Source organism: Aeromicrobium sp. EU05-FHT14F07, from assembly GCF_058790455.1.
In genome coordinates this window covers 1-16950 of the sequence record NZ_JBYTCR010000034.1, presented here as the reverse complement: position 1 = coordinate 16950, position 16950 = coordinate 1, and the positions used below count along the sequence as shown (strand labels likewise).

General features: G+C 68.5%; 14 protein-coding genes and 2 pseudogenes. 12 read left to right on the top strand and 4 right to left on the bottom strand.

Going from position 1 to position 16950, the window contains the following annotated elements; translation table 11 throughout:
• Together AC3WRM_RS18110 and AC3WRM_RS18105 are read right to left on the bottom strand one after the other, a co-directional pair.
• On the bottom strand, positions 1-1113 hold a 1113-nt coding region (locus AC3WRM_RS18110), incomplete at its 3' end, for an IS110 family RNA-guided transposase (RefSeq protein WP_492249935.1).
• Positions 1114-1402: 289 nt separating this feature from the next.
• Positions 1403-1693, bottom strand: a pseudogene (locus tag AC3WRM_RS18105) (transposase); the annotation flags it as partial.
• A 290-nt stretch (positions 1694-1983) separates the two neighbouring features.
• On the opposite strand from AC3WRM_RS18105, the gene AC3WRM_RS18100 reads away from it, so the two are divergent.
• From AC3WRM_RS18100 to AC3WRM_RS18080, 5 genes and pseudogenes are all read left to right on the top strand, one after another.
• Positions 1984-3300: an IS256 family transposase gene (locus AC3WRM_RS18100; protein ID WP_492249936.1), complete on the top strand. Its 1317-nt coding sequence runs from the start codon at positions 1984-1986 to the stop codon at positions 3298-3300.
• Between the two features lie 46 nt (positions 3301-3346).
• Entirely contained in the window at positions 3347-3628 is a 282-nt protein-coding gene (locus AC3WRM_RS18095; RefSeq protein ID WP_492249937.1) for a transposase, read from the top strand.
• Entirely contained in the window at positions 3628-4410 is a 783-nt protein-coding gene (locus AC3WRM_RS18090) for an IS3 family transposase (RefSeq protein WP_492249938.1), read from the top strand. The genes AC3WRM_RS18095 and AC3WRM_RS18090 overlap by 1 nt, the downstream gene beginning before the upstream one ends.
• Positions 4350-5699 (top strand): IS30 family transposase, encoded by a 1350-nt coding sequence (locus AC3WRM_RS18085; RefSeq protein WP_492249939.1) that lies wholly within the window; start codon positions 4350-4352, stop codon positions 5697-5699. The genes AC3WRM_RS18090 and AC3WRM_RS18085 overlap by 61 nt, the downstream gene beginning before the upstream one ends.
• Before the next feature lie 7 nt (positions 5700-5706).
• Positions 5707-5988 (top strand): annotated as a pseudogene (locus AC3WRM_RS18080) (integrase core domain-containing protein); the annotation flags it as partial.
• A 203-nt stretch (positions 5989-6191) separates the two neighbouring features.
• Here the strand turns inward: AC3WRM_RS18080 and AC3WRM_RS18075 are convergent.
• Positions 6192-7556 carry a flavin monoamine oxidase family protein gene (locus AC3WRM_RS18075; RefSeq protein WP_492249940.1) on the bottom strand — a complete coding sequence of 455 codons (1365 nt, stop codon included), beginning with the start codon at positions 7554-7556 and terminating at the stop codon, positions 6192-6194.
• 69 nt (positions 7557-7625) lie between these two features.
• On the opposite strand from AC3WRM_RS18075, the gene AC3WRM_RS18070 reads away from it, so the two are divergent.
• The 6 genes from AC3WRM_RS18070 to AC3WRM_RS18045 all read left to right on the top strand — a co-directional run bounded on the left by AC3WRM_RS18070 (position 7626) and on the right by AC3WRM_RS18045 (position 15001).
• Complete coding sequence (locus AC3WRM_RS18070) at positions 7626-8234, top strand: TetR/AcrR family transcriptional regulator (RefSeq protein WP_492249941.1); 609 nt, start codon at positions 7626-7628, stop codon at positions 8232-8234.
• Between the two features lie 587 nt (positions 8235-8821).
• Positions 8822-11254, top strand: a complete 2433-nt coding sequence (locus tag AC3WRM_RS18065; protein ID WP_492249942.1) for an ATP-binding protein — start codon at positions 8822-8824, stop codon at positions 11252-11254.
• 159 nt (positions 11255-11413) lie between these two features.
• A complete protein-coding gene (locus tag AC3WRM_RS18060) occupies positions 11414-12334 on the top strand; it encodes a LolA-like protein (protein WP_492249943.1) in 921 nt (306 codons plus the stop codon).
• A gap of 50 nt (positions 12335-12384) precedes the next feature.
• Positions 12385-12885 (top strand): RNA polymerase sigma factor, encoded by a 501-nt coding sequence (locus AC3WRM_RS18055; protein WP_492249944.1) that lies wholly within the window; start codon positions 12385-12387, stop codon positions 12883-12885.
• A gap of 2 nt (positions 12886-12887) precedes the next feature.
• On the top strand, positions 12888-13796 hold the full coding sequence (locus AC3WRM_RS18050) for a hypothetical protein (RefSeq protein ID WP_492249945.1): 909 nt from the start codon (positions 12888-12890) through the stop codon (positions 13794-13796).
• A gap of 929 nt (positions 13797-14725) precedes the next feature.
• On the top strand, positions 14726-15001 hold the full coding sequence (locus AC3WRM_RS18045; RefSeq protein WP_492249946.1) for a response regulator transcription factor: 276 nt from the start codon (positions 14726-14728) through the stop codon (positions 14999-15001).
• A gap of 110 nt (positions 15002-15111) precedes the next feature.
• Here the strand turns inward: AC3WRM_RS18045 and AC3WRM_RS18040 are convergent, their stop codons facing one another.
• A complete protein-coding gene (locus AC3WRM_RS18040) occupies positions 15112-15411 on the bottom strand; it encodes a hypothetical protein (protein WP_492249947.1) in 300 nt (99 codons plus the stop codon).
• Positions 15412-16417: 1006 nt separating this feature from the next.
• On the opposite strand from AC3WRM_RS18040, the gene AC3WRM_RS18035 reads away from it, so the two are divergent.
• Positions 16418-16945, top strand: a complete 528-nt coding sequence (locus AC3WRM_RS18035; protein ID WP_492249948.1) for a Fic family protein — start codon at positions 16418-16420, stop codon at positions 16943-16945.
• The last annotated feature ends 5 nt before the right edge of the window (positions 16946-16950 follow it).

Below are 16950 nucleotides of genomic sequence, written 5' to 3'. Positions count from 1 at the left end.
GTCAACTACGAGGACACAGCGGCCCCCGACCGGGAAGCCGCATAGAGAAGCCCTCCACGATTCGGGGGGAACCACAATGTCGCGTCGGGCGTCGGCGAGGAGCTGGCGGTAGATCGCGTCGCTGATCCTGCGCTTGAGACACCTCAGTGCTTCGAGGGGTGTTTTGCCGGCGGCGAGCTTGCGGCGGTAGTACTCCCGTCCGGGGGTGTCGTTGCGGATCTGCACAACCGCTGCGATGTAGATGACGTGGTTCATCCGCCGGTTCCCCGCACGGGACAGGCGATGGCGGATCTGCTCACCCGAGGACGCATCCAACGGTGCGGTCCCGGTCCAGGACGCGAACCGATTCCGGTCAGCGAACCGGGCCACGTCACCGACATCGGCCAGGATCCGGGCCGCACCCGCCGGGCCGATGCCGTAGAGGTCCAACAGCGTCGAGCCCCGTTCGCGTACCGCGGCGGCCTGCTCGGCCTTCATCGTCTTCAACCGCCGGTCGATACGCACCAGGTCCTCGATCAACTCCACGACCATGCGTCGGCGGGTCTTGCCGGCGATGTCGCGGGGCCGCACGGTGGCGAGGATCGCCTTTGCCTGCAGGGCTGAGAGGTCCTTCTTCTTCGTGCCGGGTACCAGCTCGGCCAGGAGCCGGTGGACCCGGTTTACCGTCTGCACCCGCATCCGCGACAGCTCGTCGCGACGGTCGCACAGCATCCGGATCGCCTCGAGCTCATCATCACGCGACAACACCCGCAGGCCGTCGCGGTGCTCGGAACTGACGGCCACCATGGCGATCGAGTGCGCGTCCAGCGCGTCGGTCTTGCGGTTGTGACCGGTGTCGAACAACCGGACCCGAGCCGCGAGCTTGGCCGGCACATCGACCACCTGCTCACCGGCTACGAGGAGCCGTTGAGCCAACGAGCGGCCTGCACCGTTGGCACCCTCGACCGCCCACACCCGCGCCTCAGGCTCAGGCTGGACCCTGTTGACGTAATCGCTCATCGCGGCGAACCCGGCCTTGTCGGTGGTGAACCGGCCCTCGCCGAGCTTGACCCCGGCCGGGTCGACGACCTCGATCGTGGCTGACAGCTTGTGGGGATCGACGCCGATGATCACCTGTCTGCTGCTGCTCAATCTGTACCTCCCGAAACGGACCGCGCACCCTCAGTGGGTGCCTGGGACGACCGGGTGGGCAGCGCTACTACGAGCAGTGCAGTCCCTTCTCGAGCCACACCCGACCAGCGGTGACCGACCGGTCGCAGACCATGGAAGAGCCACACCATCTACGCGGTGGGCAGCCGCACAGAGAGCCCCCGGCCAGTCACCTGGACCGCAGTCTGGCCAGACCCCGATCCTGCCGTCGAGTCTCTAGTAGCCGCCAGCTGGGCCTTAGTTCCTCGAGCGGCAAGATCTCGTTGGCACGTCGCAGCTCGCGGACCTCTTGCCCGAGTGCCTTCACTCGCGCTGCTTCGTCGCTCGAGACGCCGGGCTTGTCCCCGTCGTCAATGTCGGCCTGGTTGACCCACAGCCGTAGCGACTCGGTCCCGTAGCCGAGCTGACGAGCGACCCGCTGGATCGTGCCGGCATCGGTTCCCAGCTCGACGCGCAGGTTGCGGACCATCCGCACCGCAGCGGCCTTCTCCTCAGGGCTGTACCGACGCGTGGTCGGCTTGCCTGGTGTGACGTCCGTCGGCATGGCTCCATCCTCGTTCCCAAACGATGAAGTGGTGTGTCCCGGGTCTTGAGGAGTCAGAATTTGTGGATTCTGGTGCCTGACACCAGGAGGTACCGATGGGACGTCAGGGCTACCCGGCCGAGTTCAGGCGCAGGGTCCGGGGGTGTCAGATGGTCTGTGTAAGCGGTCGGTCCTGAAGGAGGACCAAGATGACCGCTGTGACCACTGAGAACGATGAGGCTGAGGTGACGTCGACCAGCGCGGAGCATCGGCCGAGTCGTGCGGCTGCTCGTCGCGCCGCGCGGGCTGAGATGCCGGGCTACAGAGCGGCTGCCGAGCTGGCCGAGTCCGGTGCCCTGGACGGGCTGTTCGCCCAGATCGATGCCGGCGAGATCGACCTGACCGGCGACGGCGGGTTCATCCCCGCGCTGATCAAGCACGCCCTCGAGCGCGGCCTGGGCGCGGAGCTGACGGAGCACCTTGGCTATGAGAAGGGCGCCCCGGACGCCGCGGCGTTCCCGAACTCGCGCAACGGCACGACGCCGAAGACGGTCGCGACCCAGGTCGGGGACGTGAACCTCGCGGTGCCGCGCGACCGGGCCGGGACCTTCACGCCGCGGCTGGTCCCGAAGGGCCAGCGGCGCTTGGGTGGGCTGGACGAGATGATCATCAGCCTCTACGCCGGCGGGATGACCGTGCGCGACATCGAGCACCACTTGGCGACCACGCTGGGCACCGAGCTGTCTCACGAGACGGTCAGCAGCATCACCGACGAGGTCCTCGAGGCCGTCGCGGAGTGGCAGGCCCGACCGCTTGAGGCGCTCTACCCCGTCATCTACCTCGACGCGATCGTGGTGAAGGTCCGCGACGGCGCGCACGTGATCAACAAGGCCGCCCACATCGCTGTGGGCGTTGACATCGACGGCATCAAGCACGTGCTGGGTATCTGGGTCCAGACCCACGAGGGCGCGAAGTTCTGGGCTGGGGTGTGCGCCGACTTGGCCAATCGCGGCATCCGCGACGTGCTCATCGTGTGCTGCGACGGCCTCACTGGCTTGCCGGAGGCGATCGAGGCGACCTGGCCGGCCGCGACGGTCCAGACGTGCGTGGTGCACCTGATCCGCGCCGCGATGCGGTTCGTGGGCTACGCGGACCGCAAGGCCGTCGCCGCGGCGCTGAAGCCGGTCTACACCGCGCCGAACGCTGAGGCCGCCCGCCGTGAGCTGGACGCGTTCGCGGACTCGAACTGGGGCAAGAAGTACCCCCACGCCGTGGCGACCTGGGAGGCCTCCTGGGAGCGGTTCACCCCGTTCCTGGCGTTCCCGCCCCAGCTACGCCGGGTCATCTACACCACCAACTCCATCGAGTCGCTGAACTACCAGCTGCGCAAGGTCACCAAGAACCGCGGCCACTTCCCCAACGACGACGCCGTGGTGAAGCTGCTGTGGCTGGCGATCTGCAACATCGAGGACAAGAGAGCCCGCGACCGCGAACGCGACCGCGGGAAGCCCGCCAGCGAGCGCAAGGCCCAAGGACGCCTCGTCGAGGGACAGGTCGTCACGAACTGGAAGCAGGCCCTGGCCCAGCTCGCGATCGCCTACCCCGACCGCATCAACCCCCACCTGTAGAACCCACCCGAGAAAGTAGAGAGATCGGCCGCCTTACACAGAATTCTTGACACGCTCCAGGGTCCTCGACCTGCTCGAAGCGGGGAAGAGCGTCGCGAGCGTGGCGCACGATCTCGACCTGAGCGATCAGACGATCTACAACTGGCGCCGACAAGACCGTATCGACCGAGGCCTGCAGCCGGGTGTGAGCACCGTCGAGAACGCTGAGCTGGCCAAGGCCAGAGAGCAGATCGCCGAGCTCCAAGCCGAGCTCGAGATCAGTCGACGCGCGATCGAGCTGCTCAAGGAGGCCACCAGCCCAAAAGGCGGTACGCGGCTATCGAAGTGATGGCCGCGGACAACCTGTCGGTCCAGGCCGCCTGCAAGATTCTCGGCGTCGCCGAGTCCGGCTTCTACGCCCACCGCACCAGGGCGCCCTCGGAACGAACGATCCGCCACACGATGCTCACCGACCTGATCACTCAGATCCATACCGACTCCCACGGCATCTACGGCGGCAGGCGCGTCCACGCCGAGCTCACCCTCGGCCGAGGGGTGATCGTGGGCCACAACCAGGTGCAGATGCTGATGCGTCGCGCCGGCCTGGCTGGCCTGACCGGGCGGCGGAAGTGGAAACGGATCCGCACCAGCGACATCGCCACCGACCTCGTCGAGCGCGACTTCACCAGGGCCGGCCCGAACCAGCTCTGGGTCACCGACATCACCGAACACCCCACCCGCGAGGGCAAGATCTACTGCTGCGTCATCCTCGACACCTACTCCAGACGCGTCGTCGGCTGGTCGATCGACTCCTCACCGACCGGGGCACTGGTCACCAACGCCCTCGGCATGGCCATCGACAGCCGCCTCGACAAGCAGTCTGTGGGCGGCGAGCCGGGCACGGTCATTCACTCCGACCACGGCGTTCAAGGCGGATTCAATCGGTTGTCGCAACACCCTGAGTTTGGAGGTGTTCAACGATGGCGACGAGGGACTGGAGTAGGAAGACCAGCGATGCGCCTGACGAGCTTCGCCGGCAGTGGCGTGCTGATAGAGCGCTGCGGCCGGCGATGCGCTCGCCGGGTCGACCGGAGCCGTCGCGCGCGGTGCAGCGGGACTTCTGGTCGCTAGTCGCCACCGGGATCACCTCGGCGGAGGCATCGATTGCTGTGGGGGTGTCGGTCCCGGTCGGGATGCGCTGGTTTCGCCACGCTGGCGGCATGCCGCCGATCTCACTAGCCGAACCCAGTGGCCGCTACCTGTCGTTCGAGGAGCGCGAGGAGATCGCGATCCTGCGCGCCCAGGACCATGGTGTGCGAGAGATCGCCCGCGCGATCGGGCGTGACCCGGGGACGATCTCGCGCGAGCTGCGTCGCAACGCTGCGACCCGGAGCGGGAGGCAGGAGTACCGCGCTGGGGTGGCGCAGTGCAAGGCGCAGCAGGCGGCCAAGCGGCCCAAGCCAGCGAAGTTGGTCGAGAACCCGCGGCTGCGCGAGTACGTCCAGGACCGGCTCGCTGGCGACGTTCGTCGTCCTGATGGCACGGTCGTTCCGGGGCCGACACCACCTCCGTGGAAGGGGCTGAACAAGCCTCACCGCCAGGACCGACGGTGGTCGACGGCGTGGAGCCCGGAGCAGATCGCACAGCGGTTGAAGGTCGAGTTCCCCGATGATGAGTCGATGCGCATCAGCCACGAGGCGATCTACCAGTCGCTGTTCACTGAAGGCCGCGGTGCGCTCAAGCGGGAACTGGTCACGTGTCTGCGCACCGGGCGTGCGTTGCGAGAGCCACGAGCGCGATCTCAGAACAAGGCCCAGGGGCACGTGACCGCCGACGTCGTCTTGAGCGAACGCCCCGCTGAAGCCGATGACAGGGCCGTGCCGGGCCACTGGGAGGGCGACCTCATCATCGGCACCGGTCGGTCGGCGATTGGCACCCTCGTCGAGCGCAGCAGTCGCGCAACGCTTCTGGTCCACTTGCCGCGGCTCGAGGGGTGGGGTGAGAAGCCGTACGTGAAGAACGGGCCAGCCCTCGGTGGCTATGGGGCCGTGGCGATGAACGCCGCCCTGACGGCGTCGATGACGACGTTGCCCGAGCAGTTGCGCAGGACGTTGACGTGGGACCGTGGCAAGGAGCTCTCAGGTCACGCGATGTTCGCCATGGAAACCGGGACCAAGGTGTTCTTCGCCGACCCGCACTCGCCGTGGCAGCGTCCGAGCAACGAGAACACCAACGGCCTTCTTCGCCAGTACTTCCCCAAGGGCACCGACCTCTCCCGCTGGTCCGCCGAGGACCTCGAGGCCGTCGCGAATGCGCTCAACAACAGGCCCCGCAAGACCCTCAAGTGGAAGACCCCTGCGGAGGTCTTCGAAGAACAACTACGCTCTCTCAATCAACCCGGTGTTGCATCGACCAGTTGAACCCGCCCAATTCGGGTCCTGGGCGTTCACCCAGCGCGCCAGGGACTCCGGACTTCTTGCCTCGATGGGCAGCATTGGCGACTGCTACGACAACTCCATGATCGAGTCGTTCTGGTCGCGCATGCAGGTCGAGCTTCTCGACCGAAAGAAGTGGAACACCCGACTCGAGCTGGCCAACGCGATCTTCGAGTACCTCGAGATCTGGCACAACCGGAAACGTCGTCACAGCCAACTCGGCTGGCTAACACCGATGGAGTTCGAACGCAATCGCATCATCACCGTGGCATGAGAATCCAACGAGTCTCGACTCCGCGAAACCCGGGCCAGACCAAAGCCTCCAAGAGACCCAGGGCGGTTCAGTCCAGAACGCGATGCCCGCTTGGTTGCGATGACTTCCGTGTGGGCGCAGCTGCTCACCGGCGGAAGCGCCGATGCCGTGACGCTGGTTGCGATCGCGAACCGGCTGCTTTGCCAATCCCGGTCGGGCTCTGGCTAGCCGACTGATGTCTCCTGCGCCGCGATGACTTCCGCCGCTGCCCGTTCGCCGGCGAGTACGGCGCCCTCCATGTAGCCCATCCATCGGGTTGCGGTCTCGGTGCCCGCCCAGTGCAGCCGTCCGACCGGTCGACTCAGGGCATCTCGGAACGACGTGATGGCTCCTGGCGGCAGCACCGCGGCGTACCCACCCCGTGACCAGGGCTCGTCGACCCATGACCGCTCGACGACGCGTATCGGGGTCGCGGCCCGGTCGCCGAAGAACGCGCACAGCGATGACGTCACCGCCGCAACCCGGTTGGCCGGCTCGAGGCGAGCCAGCGCCCGCGCGCGGCGGCCGGTGGTGAGTGTGGCCAGCACCCCGGGCCCGTCGGGTTTGGTGGCGTCGAACGCGGTCGAGACCGGCTGGGTCAGCGACAGGACCTCACCGCTGAGGCCGTCGGCGCGCCACCATGGCTCGTCGTAGACCGCGAGCGCCTTGTGCACCGAGCCCATCGACGAGCGCTGCGCCAGCAGGTCGCGGTCGGCGTGCAGTGGGGGCTGGTAGTCGAGCCGTGCGGCCAGCGGCGTGGGCAGCGCGATGATCGCCGCACGCGCGGAAACCGTGAGCCGGTCGGAGGTGACGACGACGTCGTGGCCGCGCTGGTCGAGCGTGCGGACGGGAGCGTCGAGGACGACCCGCTCGCCCAGTTCGGCCGCCATCGCCAAGGCGATCGAGTCGGCGCCGTCGACGAAGAGCTGCTCCTGGGCGCCGCCCTCGATGGCGAGCAGCGGGGTCAGCCCGCCACCGGCCGCGACGTAGGTCAAGAATGCCAGCAGGGACAGCTCGTCGGGGTCGACCGCCATGACCGTACCGATCGCCAGACTCAGCACGTCACGCGCCTCCGCTACCGGGGCGACCGCGCGCAGCCACGACGCCACGGTGTGCGCGTCGAGAGCCTCGGCGCGCTCGGCCTCCCACGGCGACCGCGGGTCGACGCGCCTGGCGAGGGCGTCGATGCGCTTCATCACCAGGCCCACCACGACCTGGGCGTGCGGGCGCAGTGGGGGCAGGTCGCCGGCGAACCGGCGGCGGCCGCGGTCACCGACAAACAGGCCGTCGCCGGCGGCGTAGGACGGGAACGTTCTCAGCCCGTAGGACTCCGCCAACTCGAGCATCCGGTGTTGGCCTGGCCCGACCCACATGCCACCGAGGTCGAGCGGCGTGGTGCCCTCGCGGTCGGTGTGGATGCGCCCACCCACCCGGTCGCGGGCCTCGAGCACGATGACATCGAGCCCCGCCCGCCTCAGCGATCGGGCCGCAGCCAGCCCGGAATAGCCGGCGCCGACCACCACGACATTCGCCACACGCGCGACACCCATTGTTGACTCCTATTCATCGACTCTTGTTGTACAACACACGTTGTGCAACGAGAGTTGTAGCATAGCGCAATGCCCCGCCACGTCAACGCCGACGACCGACGCCTCGACCTTGCTGACACTGCGCTGCTCATCGCCGGGGCCGATGGACTCGACGCAGTGACGATCCGGCGGGTCGCGCAACGCTTGGGCGCCTCGACCTCGGCAGTGACCCACTACGTCGAGGGACGCCAGGAGCTGCTGCTCCTGGCGGTGCGCCGCGCGGTAGACAGGCGGATCGTCGAGGGGCATAAGGTACTTCACGGCCACTCCGGGTTACGCGCCATCGAGGTGCTGATGGAGTGGTCCACTGGCGGGGTCGGGCTCGAGGCGCAGTCGGCCTGGTTGTCGCTGGTGGCCGGGGCTCGCTCGTCACCCGACCTGCGCGAGGTGCTGTCGACCTTCAACGCCTGGTGGGACGACGCCGTGCAGTCCGCCTGCGCGGCCGCGACCGCCGACGGCGACCTCGCCCTCCCGGTCCGGCTGGCCGCCGACCTCATCACCACCGTGGTCGACGGTCTCGTGCTGGCGTCTTTCGAGGACGAGGCGCCGCTGCCGGCCCCCCGCCGCGACGCTGTGCTCCGGCTCGCGCTCGACGCGCTGCGAGGTGACGCTCTGGAACCGGAGGGGACTACCCGTTGAGGGCCTCAGCAGCGTCAGCCGCCCGCGGGCCGGCCGCCTCAGAAGTCGCGCAACTCGCTGGCCAGCGAGGCCTGACGAGCGCGACCTTGACGGTCACGCGAAGGCATCCGCCTCCACGCCTTCGCACGTAGCGCGACAAGGAGCGCCGCCATCCTCACTCCATCGTGGCTGGCCGTCATGTCGGTGTAGGCCTCGCCAAGATGCAGCCGATGACCAAGTCGTCATGGCCGGCCGCCTTTAGTCGGACGCCATAATGAGTTGCCAGACGGCCGCGCTGACCGCGGCGTAGGCGCTGGTGCCCCGGTGAGCGAACTGCGACAACGTCGAGAGTACGTCGCCGACCCCGCCGCCGAAGCGGGCGAAGCATCGGGCGATGGCGCGCACCCTCGGCGAGGCGCCGAAGAGGTGCGACTCGCGCCAGGCCGACCGATCGGCCCGGCTCTGGCGGTGGAGTGATTTCTGCGATCGGCGTACGTGAACGTTCAACGGGTCTAAGGTTGCGCAACCGTTTGCCGACGTACCTGATGCGCCTTTTTCGGGCGCTTTCTCGGGCCCCCGCCCCTGCACCCCCCGAGGTGACGTTTCCTATGAGTGCTCTGTCGAACGGTCCTGCGGTGGTGGGGCCGGGCCGGTTGCGGAGCGGCTCGGCTGCGCGACGCGGTCTGGTGTGGGCGCTGCCGGTGGTGCTCGTGGTCACGGCGGTGGGGTGGGGAGCGAGCGTTCGTCAGCAGGACTTGATCGATGACACCGCTTCGGCGTCCTTGGCGGTGCGAGCAGATGCTGTCGCGGCGGCGGCCGACACCGAGGTCGCGCGGTACCTCGGCGTCGCGACCGTCGTGGCCGACGCCCTGGCGAGCGTCGAGGACATCACCGAGTCGACGTTTCGGCAGGTGACCGACCGCCTCGATCAGATGGGTCTTGATGGTGCGACGTCGATCGTCTACATCGCTCCGCCCGTCGCCAGCGCCGAGGTCGCGGCAGCTCAGCGACGATGGCGCCGCACGTTCGCCCCTGACCTGACGCTGACGCCGAACGAGAACGCGAGCAGCCACGTCTTCGTGGTGGCGTCCTCCAGTCTTGACGGGGCGCCCGACCGTCCGGGGGGGCTTGACCTCACGACCGCGGCAGCACCGTTCGCAGCCTTGACTGAAGCGCAGCGGAACCAGGCTGCGGCGGTATCGCCGGCCTACGTGCTGATCATCGACCAGGACCTGCCGGCCGAGCAGCAGCAGACGTCGTTCTCCCTGGTGGTGCCGATCGAGTCGAGCAGCGGGGACTTCCGCGGCTGGGTCCTGATGGGTCTGCGCGGCCAGGACTTTCTCGGTCATGTGCTGGGGGTGGCCGGGGAGGGTGCGGTCGAGACCGTTCTGAGGGCCGGCGGGGAGAACGGCGTGACGATGGACGTGGCGGCCGTGGGCCGCGACCTGGGCGACCCTGCCCTGAGGACCACCCGCATGCTCGACGTCGCGCAGCAGCAGTGGGAGCTGAGCATTTCCTCCGACCTCGAGGCGCTGGTCGGGCCGAGCCGCGTGATGCCGCGCAACGCCCTGCTTGCCGGCCTCGTGGCAGCACTGCTCGCGGGGATTCTGGTGTGGTTGCTGGTGACGGGTCGACACCGAGCCGCGCTCAAGGTGCGCCGTGCGACCGCTGACCTGGCGGCTGCCGAGGCGACGGCGCGCCGACAGGCCTCGCTGCTCGACACCATGCTGGAGACCATCGACGACGTGGGGGTCTCCGTGATCGATGCCGATGGGAAGTTCCTGCTCCAGAGCCGCGCGGCGCGCGAGATCCTTGGCGCTGAGGACCACGCCACCGACGGCCCTGACGCTGTCCCTGCCCACCCCACGCTGTGGCAGGCCAACTTCGGGGTCTTCCACCTCGACGGCACCCCGATGAGCCCGCAGGACATGCCACTGGTGCGGGCACTGGCAGGGGAGAGCACGGATGGGTTCCCGATGCTCATCCGCAACGAGCGGCGTCCCGAGGGCGCACAGATCGAGGTGTCGGGGCGTCCGCTGCCACTCGGCGAGGGCGAGCCGGCCGCGGTCGCGGTGTTCCGCGACGTCACCCATGAGCGCATGCAGCAGGCAGAGTTGGAAGGGTTCGCCGGGGTCGTCGCCCATGACCTACGACACCCGCTGACCATCGTCAGCGGTTACCTGGGAATGCTCATCGACGACTGCTCGCCCGGTCTTCGCGGGGACCCCCAGGTCTTGGCCGAGACCCGCAGCTACCTCGCGAAGGCCGCCGCCGGCGCCGCGCGGATGGACGAGCTCATCCACGACCTCCTCGACTACACCACGGCGCGTGATGCCACGATGACCTGGCGTCACGTCGACCTGAGCACCATCGCCCGTGATGTCGTCGCCACCCACGTGGACAGCGCGACCGACCGCGGACTGCCCGTGCCCCAGGTCTACCTCGGCGCGCTGCCGAGTATCGAGGGGGACCCCGACCGGCTACGGCAGCTGTTCAGCAACCTGATCGGGAACGCGGTCAAGTACGTAGCTCCCGGAAGCGCGCCGGTGCTCGACATCAGCGCGAGCCAGCACCGCGGCCGAGTGCAGGTCCGATTCGCCGACCGAGGCATCGGCATCTCGCCGGAGAAGAGCACCGAGGTCTTTCGTCCCTTCGTCCGCGCGCACACCGAGACCCCAGAGGGGCTGGCCTACACCGGAACCGGTCTGGGCCTCGCGATCTGTCACCAGGTCGTCGAGCGTCATGGTGGCGAGATCTCGATCAACCCCAACCCTGGCGGTGGCAGCGTATTCACCATCGAGCTGCCCCTGGCCCAGTCGCCGCACGAGCAGCACCTGAACCACACCTCTCACCTGAGCAGTCGCTCCACACCCCGTGCGCCACAGGTGGCACACGATCCCGGCGGTGCTCAAGCAGTTCAGGCCACCCAGGCCACCCAGGCCACCCAGGCCACCCAGGCCACCCGGGCCACCCGGGCCACCCGGGCTCACCTCAAGGAGTTTCCCCGAGACAGCCCGACGGTGACCGGGACGCCGACCTGAACGGGACCACAGCCGTGCCCGGCTGAAGAAGAGTGAGCACTGACGCAACCTGCTGCCCGTCTCACACGTATCCCCTGCATGACCGACACCCCGAACGTCCCCCACCCGACGCCCACCCCGACGCCCACCCCGACGCCCGCCCCGACGCCCGCCCCGGCGGTGACCCCGACGATGGTCGCGACGGCCAGCAGCGCGGGACCCGTTCGTAGGAGCTCGCGCGGCTCGCGGCGGCTGCGCATTTCGGCGGCCCTGGCCGCAGCGTTTGCTTGTGCGGCCCCGCTGACGCTGACGCTGCCGGCGGCGGGGACCGGTGCGGCGGATGACCGGGTGGCTGCACGCGGATCGACGGGACCGACCGGTCTCGCCACCGTGCAGCAGTGGCGGCCCAGCGACACCGTGCGCGACTCCCCTGTGCTGTGCCGCAGCCTGCTTCCCGGTCAGCAGTTCCTCACCGAGGCCCAGCAGCGCCCCGGGTGGAAGTCGTGGCCCTCGTGGCGAGGCATCTTCGACTACCCCACCGCCCGGCAGGCGCGACAGATGCTGAACTTCTTCCCACGAGCCCGTACCGAGTGCTCGGCCGACGCGCCGGGCGAGAGCGACCCCTACGTGATCGACATTCGACGCAGCCGGGTGGCCGGCCACCCCGCCCGGATGGTGTCGGTGCGTCCCAGCGACAACCTGGGCGGTATCGACTACTACGTCGTCCGTGAGGGACGTGAGTTGTGGTTCGGCGCAACTCGCACCGAGTTCGAGACCCTACGTCCCTTCGAGCGCGCGCTGTTGCTGCGTGAGCTGTACCGCCTCGACGCACATCCCTCGCACCGCTACCCGCGGGCTCGTCACGCCTGGATCCAGGCATTTGAGACGCCCTCGGCCACCTCCGACCGAGCCGTGCTTCGGGCCGCTCGGTTGCTCGAGACTGCCCCGGGTCGGCGCTACGCCGTTGCGGTACGCCAACTTGAGGCGTTCGCCGATCTTCCGGCGACCTCACTGACACCGCTCGAGCAGCGACGCTCTCAGCGACTTCTCCGTGAGCTCTGTGATTTCTTCTGGACCCCCGAGCCCGCAGCCGCACGCTGAGGCCCTGCAGGGGGCAGGCGCGTCCAGCACCACCACGGCGAGGACGAGAGATGGACGAGACCGAGTTCGACGACTTCTACCTGGCCTCCCTTGGCCGTGTGACCGCGCAGGTGTACGCGATGATCGGCGATTGGGACGAGGCCCAGGAGTGCGCCCAGGAGGCGTTCGCACGAGCCTGGTCCCATCGCGATCATCTCGATGCCGTCCGATACCCCGAGGCGTGGGTGCGCACGACAGCCCATCGACTCGCCATCAGCCGGTGGCGCAAGGTCGTCCACCGGCGCCGCCCGCCCGATCGTGGCGCTACCCCACCGGTCGTGGCAGACCCGCCCGACGGGCAGCGGATCGACCTCGTACGTGCGCTGCAGAAGATCCCGACCGACCAACGCCGCGCCATCGTGCTGCACTACCTCCTCGACCTCCCGGTCGCCGAGGTCGCCCGCGAGACCCACGCCCCCGTAGGCACGGTGAAGGCTCGCCTCAGCCGCGGACGTTGCGCCCTGGCCGCTTTGCTTGCAGAGACCACGACACCTCGCGGTCACGAGGAGTGATGATGTCCGACCCCTTCGAGCCACTGCGCGACCTCGGCACACGACTGCCCGCGGGCGCTGCCAGCCCTGCCGACATACGTCGGCGTGGTGATGAGGTCCGTCGCCGCCGACGCGCCGCGACCGGACTGGCCGCGGCCATGGCCGTCGCAGCGCTCGCGATCCCAGCATCGGTGCTCCTCGACAGTGACCGCCGCGCCACACCCACCCCGGTCGCGCCCAACCTCCCGCAACCGACCACGGCCACCGACTCGACACCCGACCCGTCAACCGACCCGTCAACCGGCCCAACAACCGGCCCGCCAACCGGCCGGACCGAGACCTCTCCCACGGTGCCCACCACGATCCCCGACGGCTTCCCACTCACCGAAGGATGGCCAGACCCGGCCGCCGCCGAGAACCCCGAGCAGGCCCTGAGCGGCCCGAGTCCCGGCCTCGAGGACGCCCTGTTCGACTACGCCGCCTGCGGCACGGCGCTGCCGGTGCCAGAGCCAGTCGGCAGGCTGCGCGCGATCTACCGCAGCGCGGAGGACACCCGTAGCCGTCAGCTGCTGACGTTCAACGATGCCCAGCAGGCCGTCGCGTTCCTCAGCGACCTCGTCGCCTTCTACCGTGCCTGCCCCGCCGAACCGGGCGGCCCCCAGAGCGCGGCCTACCGGCGCGTGGTCGTCGAGACCGGCGTCGGTGGCCAGTCCTACGCCGTCGGCGCGTTCCCGCCGGCCGATCAGCAGGTCGGCAGCACAAAGGTGTTGCACGTCGTGCGGCTAGGAAGCGCAGTCTTGCTCGACACCACCGAGGGCGAGGGCGGTACCGGTGACATCGCGGCCCTGACCGAGCAACGCGCCGAGGTGATGACCGCAGCCGCGACAACCCCGATCGCCAACCTATGCCGCTTCACCACCGCCGGCTGCTGAGCAAGAGAACCAGCCGCCCGTGTTCAGCAAGAGCAGTTCTCGGAACCTGCAGATGCTGGTGCCGGTGCCGGGTGGCGTGTGGGGTTGTGGCTCGAGGTTCGGCAGTGGCGTCGCGCCCGTTCACGCCCCCCGCGATGCTTTACGGTTCCTGATGGTCTGATCGCGATGATGCGTTTGACGCGCCAGGACTGTTAGAAACTCTCGCTCATCGTCGTCGAGCAGCCAGATGTGGGCTGCGCCCGGCCGGACCGCGGGCTTGGGCGCTTGAGCGCGGCGACGGCTCAGATCGTGGGCGGGTGGTGAGGACATCATTCCCTGGGTTGGTCGCGAGTGGGGGTCGACAACGAGATGGAGGGTACCCACCGCGGCTGCCTAGGACGGCCACGACCGGCCGGGCAGGCCGCCGCATGTGCCGCGCCCCGGGTGCCGGCTACCACCGAGGTGCACCACCCGTGGGCGTGCCTCAGGATCGCGGCGACTGCGCCGGAAGCCAGGAGGTCGCACCCCCGGTGCGCGGACGCCTCGACCCAAGGGAGGGCGGCAGCCCACGGCGCAGGCATCGACCGGCACCTCGTCAAGCCATTCGCCCTGACCTCGAGGTGCGCGCATCGGCGATGGTGGCCCCGACTACGGCCGTCACGCTCACCTCGCTGGCCTCGTAGGTCTCGGCCCCGACGGTCCGGTTCAGCATCACCATGGGCGTCGGCGCGGCGCCTGAGCAGCAAAGGACCCGTCCAGCGCGAGGCCAAGCAGTACGCGGTTGTGCGAACCAACCCTCACCTCAAGGGGTGAGGGTCGGCGGGACGGTCGTAGACCGGAGCTCGAGACGGCCATAATGGCGTGCGTTGTCGATCCCATTGACCCGTCTGAGTGAGGAGTCGCCGTTGCCCGAGTTTTCGGACTCCACAGAACCCGAGGCGGGACGGAGGGTGACGCCCGACCAGCATGCGCTGTCTCCGCGCGAGGCTGAGATCCTGGCTCTCATCTCGAAGGGCTGCAGCAACTTCGAGATCGCCGAGCGGCTTTACCTCTCGATGAACACTGTCAAGAGCCACATCCGCGCCGCGTACCGCAAGATCGGGGCGACCACGCGCACCCAGGCAGTCATCTGGTGTTTCCATCACGGGCTCGCCCGTGCCGACCCCCGAGTCACCGCGGCGGGGGCTCCTGAAGCGAGCGAGGAGAACGACCGACACCCCCGCTGAAGCGTCCGCGATCTCGGGGGCTCGCGGTCGCCAGATGTGGTGTTCGGAAGTTCTGCCGACAATCGTAGGCGAGCACTCGACGGCTGTCTGAACTTCCGTCAAGGTTTCAGTCAGTGCTCGTGGCGCGGCTTGGCGCTCGATGACCCGCTGGACGTTCCCGCACCCGTGGGCAGGCCGGCGGGGAACGGGGCGGGCCAGACCTCGTCGGGCGTCACGGGCGGGTAGTGGGTCCGCACGATGCGGCCTTGGTCGGTGTCCTCGCGCCACGTGAGGCACTTGGCGTAGGCGTCGCGCTCGATGGGCGCGTGGCGGGCAACGGTGTGGGGGTCGATGCGGTGCGCGATGAGCCACTCGGTGAGCTCGCTGCGCAAGGGCTCGGGCAGCTGGTCCAGAGGTCGGATGAGGGTCATCTCGGTGTGTGTCGCAAGCACGGTCGGGGGGCCGATCTGTTCGGGGGGTGTGGTCATCGCGTGACTCGTTCAATCGGGAGGCGTGATGATCTACGCAACGAGGGACGAGCCGCGAGGGTGCCGTGGCAAGCCGTGGAAGTTCGAGGCAACCCGACTTGCCCGCTCAGTTGAAGGTGCGATGTGTGCTAGGTCACCTCAGAATCGGCAAGGCTCGTCGAGTTCTGAGGCACCCGAGGCGTGAGGCAGTGCGGTCCAGACCACCTCACGCCTCAGGCCTCTCTGATGCTCTCGGAGGACCCACTCGTCGACCTTGACCCAGCGTCCGTCGCGGATGCGGGCGTGCACGACGCGGCCCCCCGACGGCAGCGGCTGGGCCTTGCGCCACTCGAGGAACAGGCCGGGGTTGCGGCCGGCCTCGGTGGTGATGAAGACATGCATGGCTCGGTCTGACGGACGGTCGCGGTCTCCCCGTAGTCGCGCTGCGGGGCTGGATCTTGCTCGCGTTGCCGATCGCGGCCATGGGGTCCGGGCCGGACGGGCGGCGCAGCCCCTCGGTGGTGCCGTGCAGAGCGGCGTAGTGGTCATCGGTCTCGACGGTTCAGCGGTGGGCCTCGGCGGTGGTGTCATCGGCGGGGCACAGGCGGCGCGACAAACATACGACCGCGGAAGCCAACTACCGCCTGCCACTACTGATCCCTCTAGTCATCGTGGGCCTCATCAACGTCGCTAACGCGCTGTCCAGGCTAGACGGAGTTTTCGGAGCGGTACTGGTTGTCGGAGGCGCTTTGATCGTCGTGGTCGCTGTTCTCAACTACCGACGCAGTAAGCCGTAGCGGCGGTCAGTGGGATCTCGCGTCCTTCCCGAAGCAAGCCTGGGTCGACGACGCTTGCCGTTCGCAAAATAGTGCCGGGCTCCGCCCGACCATGGCTCCCGTTACCTTCTTCTTGCCCTCAGATTGGGGGTGCAGGCCAGCGTTCCCGGCATGACTCACGGCGGCTGTTCACCATGATCACAGAGGTGCTGTCACCGGGTGCGCAGGACGTACGCAATCAGGTGCTCGGCGCGGAGTTCTCGAGTATCGAGGAGTGGTTGGGCCGCAACACGCAGGCCTACTACGACGTGCTGGCCAAGACCGGTGAAGGGGTTTGGAGTCCGGCGAACGACGCACGTGCCTGGGTCCGGTTCAATCTCACGGCACACCACATGCAGGCGCAGACGGTCTGGCATCGCGTGCAGGAGTCCGAGGAGCTCTGGCTCCGCCTCGAGGCTCTGGTTGAGGAGAAGTCGCTGCCGGAGAGAAGTATCAACGGCCTCTTCAGGGCTGCGCTGGGGCTTCGTGTGCGACGAGCCGCGTACCAAGAGGAGACCGGCCTGGAGTACGGCGCCGCCAACCGCGATCTCAAGGCCCTCGTCATGCAAGGGCTGCTACAGGCAAAAGGCGAGACGCGGGGCCGGCATTACCGGCTCTTCGTACTTCAGGTGGGGATGAGGGTGTCGAGTCCTCCGCCGATGAGGAGCATGCGTAGCCGGTAGTTGTT